Origin of the sequence: Pontibacter anaerobius (assembly GCF_026241195.1) — a bacterium.
GTDB classification, from domain to species: Bacteria; Bacteroidota; Bacteroidia; order Cytophagales; family Hymenobacteraceae; genus Pontibacter; species Pontibacter anaerobius.
The window spans coordinates 94613-117273 of the sequence record NZ_JAPFQO010000006.1 but is presented as its reverse complement, the minus strand read 5'-3'; the positions used below and the strand labels follow the sequence as shown (position 1 = coordinate 117273).

At 51.4% G+C, this 22661-nt stretch carries 24 protein-coding genes; 7 read left to right on the top strand and 17 right to left on the bottom strand.

The features are described from left to right. Nucleotides 1–26: 26 nt before the first annotated feature. Genes mraY through mraZ form a run of 6 tightly spaced genes read right to left on the bottom strand, consistent with a single transcriptional unit; the run spans nucleotide 27 to nucleotide 6691 of the window. On the bottom strand, nucleotides 27–1247 hold the full coding sequence (gene mraY, locus OO017_RS09515; protein WP_266052246.1) for a phospho-N-acetylmuramoyl-pentapeptide-transferase: 1221 nt from the start codon (nucleotides 1245–1247) through the stop codon (nucleotides 27–29). 44 nt (nucleotides 1248–1291) lie between these two features. After that, nucleotides 1292–2755, bottom strand: a complete 1464-nt coding sequence (locus OO017_RS09510) for a UDP-N-acetylmuramoyl-L-alanyl-D-glutamate--2,6-diaminopimelate ligase (protein WP_266052245.1) — start codon at nucleotides 2753–2755, stop codon at nucleotides 1292–1294. Then, nucleotides 2755–4854 carry a PASTA domain-containing penicillin-binding protein gene (locus tag OO017_RS09505; RefSeq protein ID WP_266052244.1) on the bottom strand — a complete coding sequence of 700 codons (2100 nt, stop codon included), beginning with the start codon at nucleotides 4852–4854 and terminating at the stop codon, nucleotides 2755–2757. Before OO017_RS09505 ends, OO017_RS09510 begins: the two co-directional genes overlap by 1 nt. Continuing rightward, nucleotides 4844–5275, bottom strand: a complete 432-nt coding sequence (locus OO017_RS09500) for an FtsL-like putative cell division protein (RefSeq protein ID WP_266052243.1) — start codon at nucleotides 5273–5275, stop codon at nucleotides 4844–4846. Before OO017_RS09500 ends, OO017_RS09505 begins: the two co-directional genes overlap by 11 nt. A gap of 28 nt (nucleotides 5276–5303) precedes the next feature. After that, nucleotides 5304–6224: a 16S rRNA (cytosine(1402)-N(4))-methyltransferase RsmH gene (gene rsmH, locus OO017_RS09495; RefSeq protein ID WP_266052242.1), complete on the bottom strand. Its 921-nt coding sequence runs from the start codon at nucleotides 6222–6224 to the stop codon at nucleotides 5304–5306. Then, a complete protein-coding gene (gene mraZ, locus OO017_RS09490; protein WP_073852298.1) occupies nucleotides 6224–6691 on the bottom strand; it encodes a division/cell wall cluster transcriptional repressor MraZ in 468 nt (155 codons plus the stop codon). The genes rsmH and mraZ overlap by 1 nt, the downstream gene beginning before the upstream one ends. A gap of 383 nt (nucleotides 6692–7074) precedes the next feature. Between mraZ and OO017_RS09485 the strand changes: the two genes are divergently transcribed. The 3 genes from OO017_RS09485 to OO017_RS09475 all read left to right on the top strand — a co-directional run bounded on the left by OO017_RS09485 (nucleotide 7075) and on the right by OO017_RS09475 (nucleotide 10175). Continuing rightward, nucleotides 7075–7476 carry a hypothetical protein gene (locus OO017_RS09485; protein WP_266052241.1) on the top strand — a complete coding sequence of 134 codons (402 nt, stop codon included), beginning with the start codon at nucleotides 7075–7077 and terminating at the stop codon, nucleotides 7474–7476. 90 nt (nucleotides 7477–7566) lie between these two features. Then, on the top strand, nucleotides 7567–9780 hold the full coding sequence (locus OO017_RS09480) for a TonB-dependent receptor (RefSeq protein ID WP_266052240.1): 2214 nt from the start codon (nucleotides 7567–7569) through the stop codon (nucleotides 9778–9780). Between the two features lie 35 nt (nucleotides 9781–9815). After that, entirely contained in the window at nucleotides 9816–10175 is a 360-nt protein-coding gene (locus OO017_RS09475) for a heavy-metal-associated domain-containing protein (protein ID WP_266052239.1), read from the top strand. A gap of 76 nt (nucleotides 10176–10251) precedes the next feature. On the opposite strand, the gene OO017_RS09470 is transcribed toward OO017_RS09475, so the two are convergent. The 11 genes from OO017_RS09470 to OO017_RS09420 all read right to left on the bottom strand — a co-directional run bounded on the left by OO017_RS09470 (nucleotide 10252) and on the right by OO017_RS09420 (nucleotide 19286). After that, nucleotides 10252–10851: a hypothetical protein gene (locus tag OO017_RS09470; RefSeq protein WP_266052238.1), complete on the bottom strand. Its 600-nt coding sequence runs from the start codon at nucleotides 10849–10851 to the stop codon at nucleotides 10252–10254. A gap of 105 nt (nucleotides 10852–10956) precedes the next feature. After that, nucleotides 10957–11649 carry a fatty acid desaturase gene (locus OO017_RS09465; protein ID WP_266052237.1) on the bottom strand — a complete coding sequence of 231 codons (693 nt, stop codon included), beginning with the start codon at nucleotides 11647–11649 and terminating at the stop codon, nucleotides 10957–10959. A gap of 143 nt (nucleotides 11650–11792) precedes the next feature. Continuing rightward, nucleotides 11793–12644, bottom strand: a complete 852-nt coding sequence (locus OO017_RS09460) for a 4-hydroxy-3-methylbut-2-enyl diphosphate reductase (RefSeq protein ID WP_266052236.1) — start codon at nucleotides 12642–12644, stop codon at nucleotides 11793–11795. 7 nt (nucleotides 12645–12651) lie between these two features. Continuing rightward, entirely contained in the window at nucleotides 12652–13350 is a 699-nt protein-coding gene (locus OO017_RS09455) for a lycopene cyclase domain-containing protein (RefSeq protein WP_266052235.1), read from the bottom strand. A gap of 116 nt (nucleotides 13351–13466) precedes the next feature. Next, nucleotides 13467–14000, bottom strand: coding sequence for a tetratricopeptide repeat protein (locus OO017_RS09450; RefSeq protein WP_266052234.1), 534 nt, complete (start codon nucleotides 13998–14000; stop codon nucleotides 13467–13469). Then, nucleotides 14001–14837, bottom strand: coding sequence for a phytoene/squalene synthase family protein (locus tag OO017_RS09445; protein WP_266052233.1), 837 nt, complete (start codon nucleotides 14835–14837; stop codon nucleotides 14001–14003). Nucleotides 14838–14858: 21 nt separating this feature from the next. Beyond that, nucleotides 14859–16355, bottom strand: coding sequence for a bifunctional phytoene desaturase/3,4-desaturase (gene crtID / locus OO017_RS09440; RefSeq protein WP_266052232.1), 1497 nt, complete (start codon nucleotides 16353–16355; stop codon nucleotides 14859–14861). Nucleotides 16356–16373: 18 nt separating this feature from the next. Further along, nucleotides 16374–16889, bottom strand: coding sequence for an RNA polymerase sigma factor (locus OO017_RS09435; RefSeq protein WP_266052231.1), 516 nt, complete (start codon nucleotides 16887–16889; stop codon nucleotides 16374–16376). A gap of 225 nt (nucleotides 16890–17114) precedes the next feature. Next, a complete protein-coding gene (locus OO017_RS09430) occupies nucleotides 17115–17990 on the bottom strand; it encodes a MerR family transcriptional regulator (RefSeq protein ID WP_266052230.1) in 876 nt (291 codons plus the stop codon). Next, nucleotides 17971–18462: a sterol desaturase family protein gene (locus OO017_RS09425; RefSeq protein ID WP_266052471.1), complete on the bottom strand. Its 492-nt coding sequence runs from the start codon at nucleotides 18460–18462 to the stop codon at nucleotides 17971–17973. Before OO017_RS09425 ends, OO017_RS09430 begins: the two co-directional genes overlap by 20 nt. Nucleotides 18463–18512: 50 nt before the next feature. Next, nucleotides 18513–19286 (bottom strand): enoyl-CoA hydratase/isomerase family protein, encoded by a 774-nt coding sequence (locus OO017_RS09420; RefSeq protein WP_439651306.1) that lies wholly within the window; start codon nucleotides 19284–19286, stop codon nucleotides 18513–18515. A gap of 267 nt (nucleotides 19287–19553) precedes the next feature. Here OO017_RS09420 and OO017_RS09415 point away from each other — a divergent pair, with 267 nt between their 5' ends. From OO017_RS09415 to paaC, 4 genes are all read left to right on the top strand, one after another. Beyond that, nucleotides 19554–20174 (top strand): TetR/AcrR family transcriptional regulator, encoded by a 621-nt coding sequence (locus tag OO017_RS09415; RefSeq protein ID WP_266052228.1) that lies wholly within the window; start codon nucleotides 19554–19556, stop codon nucleotides 20172–20174. A 68-nt stretch (nucleotides 20175–20242) separates the two neighbouring features. Then, nucleotides 20243–21229, top strand: coding sequence for a 1,2-phenylacetyl-CoA epoxidase subunit PaaA (gene paaA, locus OO017_RS09410; RefSeq protein WP_266052227.1), 987 nt, complete (start codon nucleotides 20243–20245; stop codon nucleotides 21227–21229). Between the two features lie 10 nt (nucleotides 21230–21239). Then, a complete protein-coding gene (locus tag OO017_RS09405; protein ID WP_266052226.1) occupies nucleotides 21240–21878 on the top strand; it encodes a phenylacetic acid degradation b in 639 nt (212 codons plus the stop codon). Next, nucleotides 21878–22633 (top strand): 1,2-phenylacetyl-CoA epoxidase subunit PaaC, encoded by a 756-nt coding sequence (gene paaC, locus OO017_RS09400; RefSeq protein WP_266052225.1) that lies wholly within the window; start codon nucleotides 21878–21880, stop codon nucleotides 22631–22633. Before OO017_RS09405 ends, paaC begins: the two co-directional genes overlap by 1 nt. Nucleotides 22634–22661 lie beyond the last annotated feature (28 nt).

The following is a 22661-nucleotide window of genomic DNA, read 5'->3' as shown; positions in this document are numbered from 1 at the left end:
GTTATTCGTATTCTGTTTGTAAGAACCTATCTCAGTTTCAGTGTTGCCAGCGTCAGGATGGCGAGCATGATGCCCACGATCCAGAAGCGGCCCACGATCTTCGATTCGTGGTAGCCCAGTTTCTGGTAATGATGGTGCAGCGGCGACATCTTGAAGATGCGGCGGCCCTCGCCATACTTCTTTTTAGTATACTTAAAGTAGCTCACCTGCAGCATAACCGACAGATTCTCTATCAGGAAGATGCCGCAAAGTATAGGTATCAACAATTCCTTTCGTACGATCAGGGCCAGCACCGCAATGATACCCCCGATGGCAAGGCTACCCGTGTCACCCATGAACACCTGCGCCGGGTAGGTGTTGTACCACAGGAAGCCCACACAGGCCCCTACAAAGGCCAGGGAGAAAATAGCCAGCTCACCGGAGTTCGGGATGAACATGATGTCCAGGTAATCAGCGAAGATGGTGTTACCGGATACCCACGCGAAGATGGCCAGTGTAAGACCGATGATAGCGGAAGTACCTGCAGCCAGACCGTCGATTCCGTCGGTGATGTTAGCCCCATTGGATACCGCTGTGATCACGAGGATTACGAATGGGATGTAGAGGTAGCAAGACCATCCTTCGAACAGCGGCCCCGCAAATGAAAACAGGTTGCAGTAGTCCAGCTCGTTGTTTTTGCGGAACGGGATGGAGGTGATCATACTGTGCACATCCACATACTTTGCTGAGGCATTAACGGCAGAGGTGGTGCCATCGGCAAACATGTACTGGCGCACCACCACATCGTCGTTAAAGTATAAGGTCAGCCCCACGATCAGGCCAAGGCCGATTTGGCCGAGAATCTTGAAACGACCGGCCAGGCCTTCTTTGTTCTTCTTAAATACCTTGATGTAGTCGTCCAGGAAGCCGATCATCCCCAGCCACACGGTAGACACGATCATCAGCTGCACATACACATTGTCGAGGCGGGCAAACAGCAGCACCGGCACCAGGATGGCCAGCAGAATGATGAGGCCGCCCATAGTTGGTGTGCCCTTTTTCTCCATCTGCCCCTCCAGACCCAGGTCACGGATAGACTCGCCAACCTGCTTGCGCTGCAGCACCTTAATCAGCTTACCGCCGAACATCATGGCGATCAGCAGCGATACAAGTGTGGCCATACCTGCCCGGAAGGAGATGTACTGGAACACGCCAGCCCCAACAAAGTCGAATTCACGGTCGAGGTATGTAAAAAGGTGATAAAGCATTTATTCGGTTACCTTTGGCTAAAAATTGATCGTTTGGCTATATTTTATTTTCCGAGCTGCCGGAACATTTCGCTTAAAACCTGTTTGTCATCAAAGTCATACTTCACGCCTTTGATCTCCTGGTAGGTCTCGTGCCCTTTGCCAGCTACAAGTATAATATCGTTCGGCTCTGCCAGCATGCAGGCGGTTTTAATGGCCTCCTTACGGTCCAGCACCGAAAGCGTTTTCTTAAAATCCAGGGGTTTTACGCCTTTCTGCATATCCTCCAATATTGCCTGCGGCTCTTCGAAGCGCGGATTATCCGAGGTAAGTATAACTTTATCGCTCAGGCGGCAGGCAATGTCAGCCATCACAGGCCGCTTTGCCGCGTCGCGGTTTCCGCCGCAACCCACCAGCGTAATCACCTTCTGGTTCGGGTTCCGGATCTGCTGAATGGTGTTTAGCACGTTTTCGAGCGCATCTGGCGTGTGGGCATAATCCACGATACCAGTTATTTGCGAATCAGACACGATATAATCGAAGCGTCCGGCCGCAGAACTCAGGCTGGAGAGCACCGTCAGCGCCTCTGTCGGGTCCTCGCCCTGTAGCACCGCCACGCCGTACGCAGCCAGCAGGTTATAGGCATTGAAAGACCCGATGAGCTTAGCCCATATTTCGTGGCCATCCACTTCCAGGTGCAATCCCTGAATAGTATTATCTATAATGCGGGCTTTAAACTCCACTGCCTTGCGTAAAGCATAAAAATGAACGCTGGCTTTGGTGTTTTGTACCATTACCTGGCCTCGTTTATCGTCTGCGTTTACAAGCGCAAAAGCATTTTTCGGCAACATATCGAAGAAAGCCTTTTTAGCCTTGATATACTCCTCAAACGACCCATGATAATCGAGGTGATCGTGAGTAATATTTGTAAATACGCCCCCGGCAAATGTGATTCCCGCCACCCGGTGCTGCACCATGGCATGAGAACTTACCTCCATAAAAGCATGCGTGCAGCCAGCCTTTACCATCTGCGCCAGCAGCTCGTTCAGCTTCACGGCATCCGGTGTTGTATGGGTTGAGGGGATTACTTCCTCATCAATCTGGTTTTGCACCGTGGAGATCATGCCTACATGGTAGCCCAGTTCGCGGAACAGCTTGTGCAGCAGCGTTACCGAGGTGGTCTTACCGTTGGTACCGGTCACGCCAATAAGCTGCAGCTGCCTGGAAGGATGCCCGTAGAAAGCAGAAGCCATTTGCCCCAGCGCCTCCGCCGAGTCCTTTACCTGCACATAGGTTAAGCCCGGCTGCAGTTCCTGTGGCAGCTCCTCGCAAACGATTGCCGCTGCATGGGCTTCCTCCGCTTTTTGTATAAAAGCATGGCCATCTGCCTGCACACCGCGCACCGCTACAAACAGCACCCCATCCCGCACCTGTCGCGAGTCGAAGGTGATGGCCTGCACCGGCACATCGAGTGTGCCGTGTGTGCTGCGCACGTTAACGTTTTGTAGTATGTTCTGCAGTACCTGCATCAGCCAAGTATAATTGTTATCTTTTTGTCTTCGTTAATATCTGTTCCCGGCGCCATCGACTGTTTTTTAACCGATTTCCCGATCCCCTGCACGTCTACATCCAGGTGCTGGTTACCAAGTATAAACAGCGCGTCCCGAAGGGTCATTCCCACCACATCCGGCACTTTGCCCTGTAGCACCGGGTTGGCCTTAAACTCCAGGGAGCGGCGTTTGGCCGAAACCTTTACCCAGTCTTCCTCTGCGTTAGCGGTTTGGGTGCTGATACCGAGCTTGTTGTAAATCATCTTCAGGTCATCAAAACTACCTGCGTTCGCCACCGGCATGCTGTCTTTGTTTGGCACCACACGGGCCTGCATCGGCTTGTGCATGGCCAGGTCACGTGCATATGCCTTATCAGCCAGTTCCTTGAACACCGGTGCCGCCACATCGCCACCATACACATTTACACCTCTCGGGCTATCAATGATCACGATACAGCTGTACTTCGGGTTATCTGCCGGAAAGTATCCCGCAAATGAGGTGGAGTATTCCCGCACATAGCGTCCCTCTTTTACCTTTCGGGCTGTACCTGTTTTGCCAGCTATTTTATAGTCACTGCTCAGGATGTTCTTGGCGGTGCCTTCCGCCACTACACCCTCCAGCATGATTTTCAGTTTTTTCAGTGTTTCGTCTGAGCAAATCTTCTCGTTCAGCACGCGTGTCTCAAACGATTGCACCACCTCATCCACCTTGCGGATCTCCTTCACAATGATTGGCTGGATCTTTACCCCGTTGTTTGCCACGGCATTGTAAAAGGCCAGCGTCTGCAAAGGCGAAAGCTTCAGTTCGTACCCGATAGACATGGAGGTAAGCGTTGTGCCGTACCAGTTCTTATCCTGCGGGTCTTTCATGTATGGCCTCGCCTCGCCCTCCATCTGGAAACCAAGCGTGCTGTTTAAACCGAATTTGTTCAGGTACTCGACATAAGCCTGCTGCTCATTGCCGAAATATTTTTCCATCAGTTTGGCCACCCCGATGTTGGATGACTTCTCAAACACCTGCTGCACCGTCAGTTTGCCGTATCCGTTGATCTTGGCATCCGTCATGATGGTGTTTTTGATGCGGTAGCGGCCATCCCCGGTATCAATGGTATCGGTTAGGTTAACCTCCGGCGAGTGCTCAAAAAGCGCCATCATCGAGGCTAGCTTAAAGGTGGAGCCTGGCTCTGTACGCCCCTGGCTACCAACTGCATAGTTATAATCCTCAATGTAACCGCCTTTGGTTTTCCCCAGGTTAGCCAGTGCCTTGATCTCACCAGTCTTCACCTCCATCAGGATCACGGTGCCGTACTCCGCATTTGTTTTCTCAAGCGCCTTGTATAGGGCATTTTCCGCTACGTCCTGCAGGTTGATGTCTAACGTGGTCTTGATATCGTAACCGTGCTGCGGCTTTACCTCGGTGCCGTCGTAGATCGGCTTGCTGCCCCCGGCAATACGCTCAAAAAGCGCTTCCCCGTCTGTTCCGGACAGGTTTCCGTTGAAGCTATACTCCAAGCCAGCCCCGTTCTTATCTTCGTTTATAAAGCCAATGGTACGCTCGGCTAGTATACCGAATGGCTTAAAGCGTTTCTCTACTTTCTCGAAAATCACGCCTCCCCTGTTTTTACCCTCCCGGAAGATCGGCCAGCGGGACATCATTTTCTTGTCCTGGTAATTGATCTGGCGGCTGTGCAGACGGATATACCTTCTGCCGGAATGCCGCGCGTTCTTGATCTTGCGGCGGTAATAATCCTCTGACTTCTCCCCATAAAAGCGCGAGAGGAGCAGCGCCAGCGAGTCTACCCCACTGTTAAACACCTCTGCCTTCGCCACGGTAGGGTCGAAAGCCACGCGGTAAAAAGGCAGCGAGGTGGCCAGTATACTCTCATTATCGGAGAGGATGTTGCCACGGGTAGCATGCACTGGCTTGTAAAAGATGCGGCGCTCCTTGGAGATGCTCTTCCACTTATCGCCATTCAAAAACTGAATATGCACGACCTTATACACGATCGCGCATGCAAACAGGCACACCAACAGGAATACCAGTCTAACCCTGATCAGTATGGACTTCTTAATACTCATCTGCAGGCACTATCACTTGGTAAGGCGGCCTGGAGCTTTCCTCCAAGCCCAGCGGCGCCACGTTACGCGCCACCTCCGATTGCTTACTCGCTTCCATGTACTCCGACTTTAGGGTGGAGTAGTCTGCACGGAGGTCTTCTACCTCCACCTTCACTTTATCAATCTGCCGAATGGTTTTCACGGCAAAATGGGTATTACCGATGTATAAAAGCGTAATGCCCGTCAGAAACAGGACGCGCGGCATGTATTTAAGCGGCACCCCCTCCTCAAACAAGGCATCAACATTGGCGTACTTATCCAGCAGTGCAAACAGACTGAAACCCTTTTTCTTAGGCTTCTGCGGTTCTTCTGCCTCTGGCTTCACGCGTACCGAATTACCCCTCGGCGCGCTCGTTCTTTTTGTAAGTACATTAGAAGCCATACTTGTTTTCTTTAGCTAGTAGTTTGTTTTACTTTCCTTCGCGTTCCTCCTTCTTCTCAGCTACCCTTAGCTTGGCACTCCTGGAGCGGCTGTTCTGCAGCAGCTCCTCTTCTGTTGGCGTTATCGGCTTGCGATGCACGGCCTCCAGCGGCTTTATCTCGTTCCCGAACAGGTCTTTCTCCACCTCTCCGAAGAACTTGCCTTTGGCTATGAAATTCTTCACCAAACGATCCTCGAGCGAGTGATACGAGATCACCGAGAGCCTTCCGCCCGGCTTTAGCACCTCTGCCGCCTGCTCCAGCATCTCCTCCAGCGCCTTCATCTCATCGTTCACCTCAATGCGGAGGGCCTGGAACACCTGGGCCAGGTACTTATTCTCCTTCCCTTTCGGGGTACAGGAGCTGATAGCCTGCTTAAAGTCAGCGATCGTCTCCAGGGGCTGCCGGTTGCGTTTCTCCACCACCGTGCGGGCCAGTGTCTTGGCGTTCTTCACCTCCCCATAGATACCGAAGATGCGATGCAATTGCTCTTCTGAGTAAGACTCCAGCACTTCCTGAGCGGTTACACCTGCATCGGGGTTCATGCGCATGTCAAGGGGCCCGTTAAAGCGGGTCGAAAAACCACGCTCCGGCACATCGAACTGGTGCGACGAAACCCCCAGGTCGGCCAGAATACCGTCCACTTGCTTCACACCGTATAGGCGCAGGTATTTCTTCAGGTCGCGGAAGTTGGCACGCACAAACTGAAAGGTCGACCCCTCCAGCTTCTTCGACTGCTCCTGTGCATCACTATCCTGATCAAAACTATAGAGCTTGCCTGTTGTAAGCTCTTTCAGGATGCGCGCAGAGTGGCCTCCGCCCCCAAACGTCACATCCACGTATATTCCGTCCGGCTTTACAGCCAGCGCCTCTACTGATTCCTCCAGTAATACTGGGCGATGATACTCCATTATACAAGTGGCTCCTCAGCCGGTTTATCCCCCAGGAACTTCTGGGCAAGCTGTGAGAAATTCTGCTGGTCCTTAATCAGGAACTCCTCATACTTATCAGGGTTCCAAATCTCTACACGGTTCCCTAGCCCTACCACAATCGCCTCCTTCTCCAGCTCAGCAAAGCGCGACATGGTTTTGGGCACAATAAAACGACCCGCACCATCCAGCTCTATCTCGGTGTTACCCCGGAAGAAGTTCCGCTGAAAGTGGCGGTACTCCTCGTTGAACTCGTTCAGGCCGGCCACCTTGTCGTAAATCACCTTCCACTCGGCCTTCGGGTATAGAACCAGGCAAGGCTCAAACCCCCTCATCAGCACCACATGATTGCCAGACGCCTCCGGCAGGTTGGCTTTTATCTTTGCAGGTAAAACCAACCTTCCCTTCGGATCGATCTTGCACTCATATTCGCCGGAAAGGAAGTTCATAGGCTTATGGTGGTTTTGTCCGTATAGACTTTGGACTATACAAATGTAGCCAATCAGCAAAATAACGCAACCACAATCTACCACTTTTTACCACTTTGTGGATAAATTATGGTAATCCACACCACTTATCCACATTATCCACACCACCGGCCCCTCATTTTGGGTATAACTAAATTTGCAGCGAATCTTCAAATTCAGTAAAATACGACCCCAATTAAATATAAATATCTGATAATCAAATAATTAATGTTATAGTATAAAAAATAGACTATGTTTTATACTTATCCACCGGGAGAGTGGGGCGAAGTGGCAAAAGTGGGAGAAAGTGGAAGGGATTTAACTAAGGTGGAGGAAGGTGGCAGATGATTTCGTATATTTGTGATGTGAGAAGCATCCTCAGACATATCGTTCTGCTGGCACTAACGCTAAGTGTGGTTATGGGCTCAGTTGGCGTTGCACTAAGCAAACAGCTTTGCCAGGTAACCGGGCTGCAGCCGGCAAGCGCTTCCTCACTGCCGGAAACCTGCTGCGCAGCCCCGGAGAATAAGGAGAGCAAGGACGATTGCTGCCAGGAGCATGTTGCTTACCAAAAACTGGAGCCAGTACCGGAGCAGAAACTGTTTCATTTACAGGTACCCCTGCTGGCACCTGATATCCAGTTACCGGATGCTCTGAAGTATGCCTCAGGTATAAATCCGCACATCCGTGTTTATACTTACACCAACACCTCACCCCCTCTGCACGGCCGACAGCTGCTGCATTTCCTGCACACCCTGATCGTTTAGACCAACTCGGAAACAGACAAGCATGCACAGGCATCATAACCTGGGCCACTTATGCGATTTATTTTATTCTGAGCGAAAACGATTACTTACATGATAAACCTTAGCGGCAATGCAAGGGGCTACATGCTTGCCCTGTTTGCCATATTTTCATTTACCACACTAGCCACCGCCCAACAACTGCAGGGCAAGGTGGTAGATAAACAAAACCCAAGCCTGCCACTTATTGGCGCTAACGTAGTCTGGCTGGGAACCGAAAAAGGTACCGCAACCGACGCCTCGGGTAACTTTACCCTCTCCTGGGCAGATGCCACCACACCGGCTGTTATCGTGACTTACATAGGCTATACCCCGGATACCGTGGAGGTAAGCGGAAAGAGCCAGGTTACACTTAGCCTAAGCCAGGCAAGTGGCCTGAAGGAGGTGGTGATAGAGGGAGAAGTGGAGCGCCACTCTGCCCTTACCCCTACCCAGACCGAGATCATCACAAGCCGCGACCTGGAGAAATCGGCCTGCTGCAACCTGGCGGAGAGCTTCGAGACCAACGCCTCTGTGGAGGTAAGCACCACCGACGCTGTTTCCGGGGCAAAGCAGATCCAGATGCTGGGGTTGGATGGCTCCTACACTTTACTGACCACCGACAACGTGCCTGCGCTGCGCGGCTTGGCCACACCTTACCGGCTCAACTACCTATCCGGCACTTTCATTGAGTCGATCGACATTATCAAAGGTATGGGGTCGGTGCTGAACGGTTATGAGTCCATATCGGGACAAGTGAACGTGACGCTGCGCGACCCGGCCAAGGCGGAGCGCCTGTACCTAAACCTCTATGGCAACAGCCTGGCCAAGTATGACGCCAACCTAAACCTGGCCACCGGTCTTGGAGATAAATGGAGCACCCTGTTGATGCTGCACACCAACCAACTGCACAACCGCGTAGACCGCAACGACGATGGCTTTATGGATCTATCGCTGGGATCACAGTACAACCTGTACAACAAATGGAAGTATGAGCATGGTGCCTGGGTATCGGAGTTTGGGCTGAATGCACTGCAGGAGGAAAGAACCGGCGGACAAACAATGTATGACAAGGACAAACCACAGGCAACCCAGCCATACTACGGCACAGAATCGGAAGTGGACCGGCTGTCTGGCTTTAACAAGACTTCCTATACTTTCCCCGGTAGGCCTTACCAGAGCCTGGGACTCATCACCTCTGCCACACACCACAAGTTCGACTCGCAGTACGGGCTGCGCACCTATAACGGAGAGCAGAACAGTGCCAACGCGCGCCTGATCTTCCAATCTATTATAGGCGACACGCGCCATACGTATAAAACAGGCCTCAGCTATACTTTTGAGGATTACGCGGAAAGCCTTTCTGACTCCTCCTTTAGCCGCACGGAGCGTATCCCGGGTGTTTTTGGCGAATACGTATACAACAACACCGCAAACCTGACGGTAGTGGCGGGGGCCCGGGCAGATTTCCACAACCTCTACGGCACTGTGTTCACGCCAAGGCTCAACCTGAAGTATGATTTCTCCCCGAACACCATCGTGCGCATAGCCACAGGCAAAGGATTCAGGGTAGCCAACCCGATAGCCGAGAACACGGCGGCCCTGGTAAGTGCACGCATATTTGTGGCAGAAGAGGAACTGCAGCCGGAGGAGGCTTGGAACATTGGTGGGTCTTTTACCCACTACTTTGAGGCGGCCGGTCGGCCGGGTGCTTTCGTAACGGATTTTTACCACACCAGCTTTACCAACCAGGCAGTGGCGGATATGTACAGCCAGCCGGGGGCAGTGTTGCTCTACAACCTCGACGGCCGCTCCTACTCCAACAGCTTCCAGGCTGAACTGCAGTATGAGTTGCTGAAGGGCCTGGACGCCAAAGCGGCTTATAAGTACTACGATGTAAAGACAAGCTACAAAGGCGAGTTGCTGCAAAAACCCATGATACCGGAGCACCGCTTCTTCGTGAACCTTGGCTTTGCCACTCCTTTTGATAAGTGGCGCGCCGACCTGACTACCCAGTTCTTCGGCCTGATGCCGCTGGCCCCGGTGGCTCGGCAACCGGAACAACCTGTCCATACTTCCAGGCGCTTTGCCACGGTAAACTCGCAGGTAACGCGGGCCTTTAAGCATTGGGAAGTATACCTGGGAGCCGAGAATCTGCTGAATTACCGTCAGTCTAACCCAATTATTGGCGCAGACGATCCTTTTGGCAGTAACTTTGATGCTAGCATGGTGTGGGGGCCTATAACCGGCCGCGTAGTATATGCCGGTCTCCGATTCAGAATTGATTAACCTTTTATTTCACCATACTTTAAAATCATACATAGATGAAAAAACTACAAGTTCTATTCTTCTCAATGGTGCTGGCCCTGGTAAGCATGGGGGCAAACGCCCAAACCAAGCAGGACGACAAAACGCAGACGGTGCAGATCAAGACTTCGGCTGTGTGCGAGATGTGCAAGAAAACGCTGGAGAAATCCATGGCCTACGAGAAAGGCGTAAAATCCTCTAACCTGGATGTGCAGTCGAAGGTGCTGACAGTGGTGTTTGACAACCGCAAGACAAATTCAGACAATATCCTGAAAGCCGTGACCAAAACCGGTTACGACGCCAACGAACTGACAGCCGATGAGCGTGCCTACAACCGCCTGGACGACTGCTGCAAGAAAGAAGCCGGCGACCACTAAGCGCCTGCCTATCTATTAAGAAGAAAGGGAGCCTTTACAGCTCCCTTTCTTTTTATACCTACAGTCTGAAGATACCCTAGAATTTAAAACCCAGGTGCATCCCGATGGAAAGCACCGGTGTGCCATCCTTGTAATGGAAGTAGGAGATCCGGCCACCGGCCACACCGTTGCGAAGTATACTGAAATCGTTTTCCAGGAAGCCGTGCAGGCCTACGTCAGAGGTTTTAATGTGGGTTACGGAGCCATCTACGGTTCCCTGTCCTTCAGGGTCAGAGTTGATCTCGGCACGGTGTCTAAAGCTTGGCCCTGCCCCCAGCCTGAGCAAAACAATCTCTCCCTGCATCACATCAAAGGCAGCTTCTAAGGAGCCCATGTAAAAGGTGTTCTGGATGGTGTAGATCTGCTTGGAATCGTCGTAGCGTTTGGCGGAAAGCAGGCCCAGGTTCAGGCCAAGGGAAAGCCTGTCGCCGAGGTAGTGGCTAAAGCTATTGCTAAACATCAGGCCTTGGCTGTCGTTTTCGGAGAGCCAGACAAAGTTTACACCCGCCTTCAGGGTGGCAGGTTCTTTACCGGCACCACCGTTCACGAAAGTCTGTGCTGATGCGGTGTACGGCTGGCTCAGCAAAAGTATACTTAAGCAAGCACTCAGGGCAATAGAGGCTACTCTGAATCTCATGGCAGGAAAGGCAAAGGGTTAACAGAAAGTATAAACCTTTAAGCATACGACAGGCCTGCTGTCGCTGTTGCACTTCTCAGCCTCTCAATTTTATACTTCTCAGATTTATACTTTGGTTTTATAAAGCTGCCACCAGGGCAGGTAGGGTTTGTCGTGGTGCTCGTAGTGGTAGCCGAAGAAGTAACAGCTGATAAATGCCCAGAAATGGTTTTTGGCCTGCGTGCCTGATTTATGCGGGTTATCAGCCGGGTGCTCGCCCCGGTGCGGCAGGTAAGTTCCGAAGTAAAAAAGCTGAAAAGTGGCCAGAATTGCCGGCAGCATCCAGAACAGCACCACGTTCTCCAGCGGAAAAATTAGCTTGAGCACATTGAACGTAAGAGCCATCAGCAGGAGCTGCCACCAGGTTATATACTGCTTCAGAAAGCTGAAATACCAGGGCCAGAACGCGCCGTGGTGGTAATCCGGGTCATCATCGGTGGCTACGTGGCGGTGGTGCTGGTGGTGGCGCGGCAGCAGGCGCGGGTACCAGTTGTAGGCAAACAGGAAAGCCGTTACCGTACCAATTGCCCTGTTAAGGCGGGGTTTGCCCGGAGCCGCCACACCGTGCATGGCATCATGGGCCGTAATGAACAGGCCGGTGTACAGGTGCGTTTGCAGCAACACAAAGATGTAGGTCAGCGGCGAAGAGAAGTCTACAGCATAGGACGTGAGCAAGTATACCAGCAGCACAGACCAGCAGACAAGTATAATTGCTGCGATAGCTGTTCCCCGGTAATCGTTTCTTCTTGCTATAGCCATTCTTTTTGTTCTATCATAAGATCGCACTAGGTAGCACGATTATTTCTGAGGTTATTGCCCTGCAGAAACGCACTCCTCTTCTTTACTTCTAAGTCTTAGGTAAAAACAGCCGTTATACTTGTTGCGGAAAACGTGCTACGCCTCTAAAATTTATACTTCAGCAGCTCATCGCGCACCTCTTCCATGAGCCACATGGGGGTTGAGGTGGCCCCGCAAATTCCCACCGTCTGGTCGGCAGAAAACCACTCCTGTTGCAACTGCTCCACCTTCGAGACAAAGTATGTCTCCGGGTTTGTATCCTTGCAGACCTGGTAGAGCACCTTGCCATTGCTCGACTTGGTACCTGAAACGAAGATCACTTTATCGAATCTAGAAGCAAACTTGCGCAGCTCTTTGTCACGGTTCGAGACCTGGCGGCAAATGGTATCGTTGGCATCCACTTCGTAGCCCTGCTCCTCCAGCCTGTTTTTTATACTATAGAAGCTGTTCGTGCTCTTAGTGGTCTGGCTATAAAGGGTTATTTTGGGTGGCAACTCGTGCTGCAGCAGTTCCTCCATACTTTCGAACACTACTGCCTGGTTACTTGTCTGGCCGAGCAGGCCCATCACCTCGGCGTGGCCGTGCTTGCCGTAAATATAGATCTTGTCGCTTTTGTCGTAGGATGTTTTGATGCGGTTCTGCAGTTTCAGCACCACCGGGCAGGAGGCATCCACCAGGGTCAGGTTATTCTGCAGGGCGGTCTGGTACGTTTCCGGTGGCTCCCCGTGGGCACGGATAAGCACCGTCTCGTTGTGCAGCTGCCGCAGCTGCTCATGGTTGATGATGCGCAGGCCCCGCTGCTGCAGGCGCTCCACCTCCACATCGTTGTGCACGATATCTCCGAGGCAATAAAGATACCCCTGCTCATCCAGAATATCCTCGGCCATCTGGATAGCATACACCACTCCGAAGCAAAAGCCGGAGTTATCGTCTATGGTTACGTGCAGGGTGCTCATACATATTCTATACAGCTACAGGGTCATATTGTTTAACGCTTTTCCGCTGCCTAAGTCCCTCATACACAGAAATAGTTAGCAAAAGCATCAGCATAGAGTATAAAGTGTCCTCCACAGGTATGGAAACGATCCGGAGGCCCAGGTTATAGTCGTTATTGTACCACACGATGGGCAGATACGTGAGTACGCCGTTTACAAGCAGGAACGGCACCAGGTGCACGAGGTAAGCCAGGTAAAAGCGCCCCAAATAGCGGGTGCCAAAATACCTGAGATGCACCAGGTGCATCAGCGTTAACAGCATGAAAGTGATGGAAGTATAAACCCGCCCCATGTTAAAGACAGCGATCAGGGGCAGCACCAGCATCAGCAGCACGGCTATTACCTTGGTGTAAGGCTGCAGCAGGTCCTTTGTGATGTAGGCATTCAGCACATCGTAGATAAAAACGCAGGCATAGGGCACCGTGATAAAGAACAGCACCTCCTCCAGCGGCAGGTTGAACAGGTAAACCCCCGTGAGGTACTCCTTGTTAAAGCCCCAGATACCTGCTTTAGTGAAAAGGGCATCCCATACGATAAACAATGCGCCGTTTGCCAGTATGGCCGGGAACAAAGCACCCCAATTTCTATAGAAGGCCACCTTACGGTCGAAAGACAGGAGGAGCGGGAACAGGATGGTGAAAATGTTCAGGTACAGGTAGAGGTACATTCAATTTAATGTATAAAGCGGAATCAACAGTAAATATGAAAACTGATTATGAATAATGCTAAAAGCCCTGCCCAATCGACACTACGCATCACTCCTACCGCCTTATACTTTCAGGGTTAGATGCTGATGCGCCGTAGCTCCTTCTTCTCAGCCTCCGTGCAGTGGTCTTTAGTCAGCAGGAAATCGCGCATGGTGCGGGCAAACTCCGTCGATACGCCTGAGTCCGGGTGGGACTTCAGGCTGCTGATCATCACCTTCTTGTCGCTCTCCAGGTTTGTGCTCAGGTTTAGGTAGCGGGGCACGTAATGCTCCACGGTAAACCTCAGAAAGCGGATCTCCGGGTTGTCCTTATCCAGCTTCACGGCTTCCTCAAAAATGGCGGCTGCTGTCCTGATCTGCTTCAACTTGCTGTAAGGGTTCCAGACGTATTTGGCCATCACCGCCTCAGAGGCGGCTTTGTAAGCCAGCACCACGGGGTCCTTCTCCTCATACTTGCCCATTTTCTTGTTGAAGCGTTCGGCAGCATCTTTGTCTTTGCTCGCCTCCAGGTATTCTGCCCTTAGCTCAGACACGGCGTATACAGCCTTGTTATCGGCCAGGGCTACTTGTATTACAAAAAGTAAAAGTATAAATGGTAATCTCTTAAGCATTTAAATCGCATTAAATCTGTACTTGACGTAGGAACTAAGCAGTAAAGCCAGCTTAGTGTTATCAGGTACTCTTACGCGCTCCTTAAGTATGTGTTTTGCGGGCAGGGCCTGTATCTTGCGGAAAAGCTTGCGGTAATACACGTAGGCCAGGTACACGCCCATGCGTGCCGAGCGCGGTAAGGCCATTATGCCTGCATAGGCATAATTGAAATCCTTCAGGATGTCTTGCTCTATCTCCGCCTTGCATTCGTTGCTGAACTTGCGGTACTCCACCTTCGGGAAGTATACCCTGCCCCGCTCCTTGTAGTCGCTTTTCATGTCGCGCAGGAAGTTTACTTTCTGGAAAGCCGCTCCCAGGCTGCGCGCCGGCTTCTCCAGCCGCTTAAACATCTCCTCATCCCCCTCACAGAACACTTTCAGGCACATCAGCCCCACCACCTCCGCAGAGCCATAGATGTACTCATCGTACAGCGAGCGGTCGTACACATGGTCGTCCAGGTCCATTGCCATACTTTTCAGGAAGGCATCAATATATTTTTTGTCGATGCCATACTTATTCACCACACACTGAAAGGCGTTTAGCACCGGGTTTAGGCTCAGCTTCTGGTCGATAGCCTGATACGTATGCTTCTCGAACCTGGCGAGCAGCTTGCGTTTATCATGGTCATGAAAGGTATCCACGATCTCGTCGGCGCAGCGCACAAAGCCATAGATGGCATAAATGGGCATGTGCAACTTCTTGTCCAGGGTTTTGATGCCAAGCGTGAAAGAGGTGCTGTACGCCTGGGTAATGACTTTGCTGCACTGCATGCAGGTATCGTTGAAAAGCTGCTCCATACGCATTCGGGTTTTGGTTTATTATACGTTTACAGCCACTGGCGGTGCATACTCCCTCTCGATCTCCTTCGCTACCACCTGCCCCGAAATAAGCGAAGGCGGTACGCCTGGCCCGGGCACGGTAAGCTGCCCGGTATAGTATAGGTTCCTGACTTTCCTGCTCTTCAGACTTGGTTTCAGGATGGCTGTCTGCAAAAGCGTATTGGCCAAACCGTAGGCATTGCCTTTAAAAGCATTATAGTCCTGTATAAAATCTTTGTGCGCGTAGCTGCGCTTGTAGATGATGTGGCTCCGGATATCCTGCTTCGTCAGGCGCTCCAGGCGGTCCATCACCAGGTTAAAGTATTTCTCGCGCAGTTCCTCCGTGTCCTGCAGGCCCGGGGCCACCGGTATAAGTATAAACAGGTTCTCACAGCCCTCCGGCGCTACGCCCGGGTCGGTTACCGATGGTGCCGAAACGTAGAACAGCGGTTTTTTAGGCCATTGGGGGTGAGTATAGATCTCCTGCGCGTGCGGCCCGAAGTCCTCATCGAAAAACAGGTTGTGGTGCCGCAGGTTTTTCAGGCGCTTGTCTAGGCCGAGGTAAAACAGCAGCGAGGATGGGGCCATCACGCGGGTGTCCCAATAGCTGTCAGTGTAGCTTTGGCTGGCCTTTGGCAGGAGCTCCTTCTCCACGTGGTGGTAATCAGCACTGGCCACTACAACCTCCGCCTCAAACGTGCCTGTCTCCGTCTGCACATGCGATACGCTTCCCTCCTGCACCTGCAGCCGCTGCACATTCTGGTTATACAGAAACTTTACACCTTTCTCCTCGGCCAGCCGCACCATCCCCTCCACAATCTTGTACATGCCTCCCACCGGGTACCAGGTGCCCAGGCTGATATCGGCATAATTCATCAAACTATAAAGTGCGGGGGTGTTGCGGGGCAGCGCCCCCAGGAAAAGGATCGGGAACTCCATCAGCTTGATGATCTTCTCGTGCCGGAAGAAACGGCGGACATGCTTGTGGAACGACTGAAACACATCCATCCGCAGAACATCCAGCAGCAGCCGGGGGCTCATAAACTCTGCCAGGGAACGGCTGGGCTTGTAAACAAGCTGGTTGATGCCTACCTCATACTTATAGGCAGCCTGCTCCAAGAAGCGGTCCAGTTGAGCGGCACTGCCCTTCTCCATACGCTCGAAGAGCGCGCGAAGCTCAGGCATCCGGGCGGGCACATCCATAAAGTCATCCTCGCCGAACACCACCGTATAGGATGGGTCCAGGCGAAGGAGATCATAATAGTCGGCTGTTGATTTTCCGAACCTGTTAAAGTATGACTCGAACACATCAGGCATCCAGTACCAACTGGGGCCCATGTCAAACGTGAAGCCATCGGCTGTGAAGCTGCGGGCGCGGCCTCCGGGGCTGCTGTTCTTCTCCAGCACCATAACCTCATAGCCTTTGTCAGCCAGGCAGGTGGCCGCAGAGAGCCCCGAGAATCCGGAACCGATAACTATCACACGTTTTGCAGCCATACTTTATAAGGGTGTTTTTTAAGCGTCCTGCTTGTATACTTTCAGCACCTGCTTCAGCTCCTTGCGCGCAATGTGGATGCGGTTCTTCACGGTGCCGATCGGTATCTGTAGTTTTTCAGCTATCTCGAGGTACTTATAACCTACATAATACATCATAAATGGCGTGCGATGCTCCTCACTCAGGTTCTCGATGGCTTTATTGATATCGTTCATGACGAAAGTTGCCGTGCCTTTGTTCTGCGTCACGTAGCTTTCGTCGGTATTGAGGTATTGCAGGTATTCCGAACTGTCGATATTGCTGCTGCGGCGGGTCACCTTATTGTAGTTATTAATAAAGGTGTTGCGCATAATGGTATAAAGCCAGGCCTTTAGGTTTGTGCCGGCTTTAAATTTATCACGGTTCGTCAGGGCCTTTAGCATAGTTTCCTGCACCAGATCTTTGGCATCATCCAAGTCACGGGTCAGGTTCATGGCCGCCGGCCGTAGCGTTTGCGCTACATTCTGTACGAGGGTATTGAATTCCAGAGCAGTCATCTTGTTTAATGTTTTATGGTTTAACCATAAACAAATATACGACACAGTCAGGAATAAAAATATGTTTGTGTAATTTAATTTTGCTTTACATTAAACAAATTCGACAAACACACCAATATAACCTGTGTATGTACATATTTTTTAGGTGAACGACATTAAACAGAAAGGCCGCTGCCCCTTATAAACGAAAGAGGCAGCGGCCCGGATTGCGGATTGCACAAAAAATTATTGCATAGTGGCAATAAGCTCTCTCATACAGCTGAAGCGCTGCACGTTTTGCGGAAAAACCAGCCCCTCTTGCTGCACCTGATAGCCATATACATAGATAGTGCAACCTGAGAACCGCTCCGCAAGCTTGTTGAGGTACCCCTGCACCTGCTCCCGCTCCGGCGTGGATGTGAGAACCGTGCACAGGTACTGCGCCTTAAACTGCTCATAGGTCAACTCCAGGTCTTTGAAAGGCAGGTGCTGCCCCATGTATACCACGCGCTTATTATAGGAGCGCAGAATGTAATGCATGTACAGCAGCGCCAGCTCATGCAGCTCTCCTTCAGGCAGATATAAAATGTATACAGGGTCATCCTCTTTCCAGCGCGCTGTTTGCCCATCTATAGCGACCAAAAGTTTCTGCCGGATAAGGTTGCTCACGAAATGCTCGTGTGCCGGGGTGATGTTGCCCGTCTGCCAAAGCACGCCGATCTTGTTGAGAAAAGGGTAAACCACCTCCTGCATGGTTTCCTGGAAACCCATCTGCAGGGTGGCTGTAGAGAGGGCACGGTCAAACTTAAACTCGTCCATGTCCACCATCGCCGTTACAAGTGCACTTACATGGTGCGAGCAGGCACAGGGCCGCTCACAGAGTTGCTGCACCGTTTCCAGTAGCTGCCCCCGCTCCATCTGTGCTATTTTGGAGATCTTATAGCCGCTCTCGTTCAGCAGCGAGATGTTGAGTAGCTCCTTCAAGTCTGCATCGTCGTAGTAACGGATGTTGGTCTCGGTGCGCCTGGGGTTCAGGATGCCGTAGCGCTGCTCCCATATCCTGATGGTGTGCGCCTTGATGCCTGACAAATGTTCGAGTTCTTTAATGGTGTACTGAGCCACGTTTCTCCTGTTCCTGTTTCTTCAAAATTTGATAGGCTGACCTGAAATACCGGGGTGATACCCACAGCATCCCAAACGACTCAGAGCCATACTTCCCATGCACCTTGTGGTGCACCTTGTGCGCCATGTTCAAGGCTTTCAGGTAAACATTAGACGTTTTCCCAAATAACTTTAACCGTCTGTGGATGAACACATCATGTATCACAAAGTAGGCAATGCCATATAAAGTGATACCGGCGCCAATCCAGAACCTGTAGTCTAAGGGCTCGCTGCCAAGGATGAAAAACAACATTGCCAGCAGGCCATAATAGGCAAAAAACAGGTCATTCAGCTCAAAGGCGTGCTTATGGTGCGTGTGGTGCGACTTATGCAGAAACCAAAGGAAGCCGTGCAGCACATACTTGTGCATGAGCCACGCTACGCCTTCCATCACCACAAAAGTCAAGAGTATGATTCCGATGCCTGTCAGCATACCCACAAAACAGCAAGTTTAAGGAATAGTTTAAAATATTAAACAGGTATTTACCACTTTATTCGTTCTTTGTTGAGGAAAGCCGCTATGCCGCGCTGGCAATCCTCACTGCCTCGGGCCACAGCGTTCATCTCAGCCGCATATTGCAGGCCTTCCTCCAGGGTCATGCCCTGCACACGGGCGATCATCTCCTTGGTTACCTCCATACTTTGCTTCGAGTTTTCGGCACACAGTTTCTGTGCGAAGGCGAACACGCGCTCCTCCAGTTCCTCGGCAGGCACAATGTAGTTCACCAACCCGTAGCGCTCCGCTTCCTCCGCCCCAATGAGGTCTCCGGTGAGCAGCAATTGCTTGGCACGCGCCTCCCCTATTTTGCGTAGCAGGAATACTTTTACAATGGCAGGTATAAAGCCGATTTTCACCTCGGTATAGCCAAACTTAGCCTCCGGCACCGTGAAGCCAAAGTCGCAGATGGCGGCCAGTCCGCAGCCGCCCGCTATGGCGTGGCCGTGTACCTGGGCAATCACCACTTTCTTCAAAGTATAGATCATCCGGAAGAGCTCCATCAGGTGGGTTGAGTCGAGCAGGTTCTCGTGGTAATCGTTCTCCTGCAGGCGCTGGATGTATTCCAGGTCGGCTCCGGCACAGAACACTTTTCCCTCGGCGCGAAGTATGATCACCTTGCAGGCATCATCATCCTCGGCAATAGCAAAGGCACGCTTCAGCTCGGTCACCACTTCAAAATTCAGGGCGTTACGTTTTTCGGCCCGGGCCAGCGTGATGTATCCCACCCGGTCTTTTACCTCGTAGTGCACAAATTCCATCGTCAGCCTTTCGGCCGTATTTGTCATTTCGGTCATGATTTCTCGTCTTATATATAAGTAAAGCTCAAAGTAAAGCCTTGTATTCAAATATACGGAAGTATGGAAGCAACGCTGCATAAATCCCGCCTCCCTCGCAAGTATAAAAATTTATGCGGTCTCCCCACAAGTTTTGCCACAGCAAGTCTCCTGCCAACCTTCTAAAAGTATAAGCGTTTATAAAATAAATTTGCTAACGAACGTTAGGTTGCTTATATTTGTTGAATAAGTATGGAAGCAATATTGAGCAGAAAAGAACAAATCGAACGAACAGCCACCGCCCTTTTTAAAACCAAGGGATATTCGGCTACTTCGATGCGTGACTTGGCCACTGCGCTTGGTATAGAGGCTGCCAGTATTTACTCGCACATTAAGTCTAAAGAGGAGATACTGCAGCGGGTATGCTTTAGAATGGCACAGGAGTTTTTTGAAGCCATCGATGCGGCCGAGGAAGCAGGTGGCTCTGCCACCGACAGGCTAAAGCGCGCCATTGCAGCCCATGTGCAGGTATTGACGCATAACAAAGAAGCCTCAGCGGTTTTTCTGCACGAGTGGCGCCACCTAAGCGAGCCCTTGCTTGGCACGTACCTGGCTTTGCGCGACAAGTATGAGGCCCGCTTCCGGGAGATTATCCGGGCAGGCGTGAAGAATGGCGAGTTTGCCGTGCCCGACGAGAAATTCGCTGCCCTGACCATACTTTCCGGACTCAACTGGACCCATACCTGGTACAAACCAGAAGGAAAGATGACTCCGGCTGAGATTGCTGAGAACCTTTCGGAGATGCTATTAAATGGCCTGAGCACCAAAAAACAGGCTTTACACGATACTTACTCTCACCTTAACACAATCTAAACTATCTAACCTGCCGGACTGGTAACACAGTCCGGCACCTTTTACTGAACCTTAAAACTATAAATATTATGTACGGAGGAGGAAACGTTTTTGAGGCTACTAAATTCGATGACCTGCAGACTGAAGATCCTGCTAAACTGGCCGAGTTTGAGGCACGCATCGCACGCGGCGAAAAAATAGAACCGACAGACTGGATGCCAGAACTGTACCGCAAGCAGTTGATTCGAATGATCGAGCAGCATGCGCATTCTGAAATTATCGGAGCACTGCCGGAAGGTACCTGGATTACACGCGCCCCTGGTTTCCGCCGTAAGATGGCGCAAATGGCTAAGGTGCAGGACGAGGTAGGCCACGCACAGCTTTTATACTCTGCCGCTGAAACATTAGGTAAATCGCGTGAGCAGATGCTGACCGACCTGATCAACGGTAAGTCCAAGTATTCCAACGTATTTAATTACCCTGCCTTTACCTGGGCAGACTCCAATATTATCTCCTGGCTGATTGACGCGGGTGCTATTGTAAACCAGATGGCCAACGCCAAGGGTTCTTATGGCCCTTACTCACGTGCCTTGGAGCGTATCTGCGCCGAGGAGGCTTTCCACCTGAAGTATGGCCACGATGCCGTGGTGCACATGGCAACAGGTACACCAAAGCAGCGCGAAATGATCCAGGCGGCTCTTAACCGCTGGTGGCCTCCGATCATGACCTTCTTCGGACCTTCTGACAAAATGAGCACGCACACCGAAACGCTGATGCGCTGGAAAGTGAAGATGGCTTCTAACGACGAATGCCGTCAGCAGTTCCTGGACATGTACGTGCCGAAGATTTGGGAGCTTGGCCTGACAGTTCCGGATCCTAAGTTGAAGAAAAACCAGGAAACAGGCCAGTGGGAATACACCGAGCCGGATTGGGATGAGTTTAAGCGCGTAATTAACGGCGATGGCCCGTGTAACACCGAGCGCCTTGCCGTACGCCGCACTGCCGAAGAGCGCGGTGCCTGGGTACGCAGAGCCCTGCTTAATCCGAAAGCAAAATATGTGAAGCCGTTAGCCTAACACTAAAACTATGAGCTTAAAGTCACTTGACCCGAGAGTAACACGACTGAATTTGCCTGAAGGCGATGTTCCTGCCATGGAGCCAAAACCAGAGCTGGATCAGTTTGAAACATATGAGGCCTTCCATCAAAAGAAAGAAGGTGCTGCCCATACTTATGTTGGACCAGTGCATGCCCCTAACGAGGATGTAGCATTCCTGTTTGCCAAAGAGCAGTATAGCCGCCGCTTTCCTTGTGTTGGTTTGTGGATAATTCGCACTGAGAACATACAGGTAACGCCTTACGCCAACGACGGTGAGAATGTGTATGATATGATACGCATTGAGGAGCCTGCGGAGCGCAGTGAACAACCGGAGCCTTATGAGATTTTCCACCTGAAGAAGCGTGGTAAGGCACATGCTCATGCTGGCCGTGTGATGGCAACATCATACTTAGAAGCACTGCAGGAGGCCAAAAAATCTTTCGGCGAGAAAGGTCCTATTGTAAACGTGTGGGTGGCAAAATCGAAAGATGTGCTGCAGTCTGCGGAGGAAGACAAGGACATGTGGACCACCATTCCGGAAAAGAAGTACCGCGAAGCCATTGCCTACAAAGTAATGGACAAGATCACGAAGTATAAAGAAGAGAATAAACCTACAACTGCCCAATAATGAACGAGCAAGCGATTAAAGACCTGTTATACAAACTGGCTGACGACCAGCTTATACTTGGCCACCGCAACTCCGAGTGGACCGGTTTCGGCCCGATACTGGAGGAGGACATTGCTTTCTCGTCAATGGCGCAGGATAAGATCGGCCACAGCCTGGCATTTTATACTTTGCTGCAGGAGCTTGGCGAAGCTGACCCGGACACGGTTGCCTTTACCCGCAATGCCAACCAGTTCCACAACAGCCAGTTGGTAGAGCTGCCAAACGGCGAGTATGACTTCAGCCTGATCCGTCACTTTATGTACGACAATGCTGAGATCATCCGCTTTGAGATGCTGAGCCAGTCAAGCTATGAGCCGATTGCCAAAGTGGCTACCAAGCTGAAAGGCGAAGTAAAATACCACGTGCTGCATGCCAACACCTGGATCAAAAACCTTGGCTCATCTACAGAAGAGGCTATACTTCGTCTGCAATCAGCTCTCAATGAGGCTCTGCCTTACGCGCTGGGCATGTTTGAGAAATCGAAGTATGAGCAGGAGTTGATCGATGCTGGCGTATATGCTGGTGAGGAAGCTGTAAAAGCAGAGTGGCTGAAGCGCATACAGGTAGTACTGGAAAAGACAGATCTGAAGCTGCCAGACCTTACAAGTATAAATCCAAAGTTTGGCGGACGCTACGGAGAACACACAGAGTACCTGCAACCCCTGCTGGACGAGATGGCCGAAGTATTTAAAATTGACCCTACTGCTGAGTGGTAGTAGTTTAGTTGTTAGTTATCCTTTATTT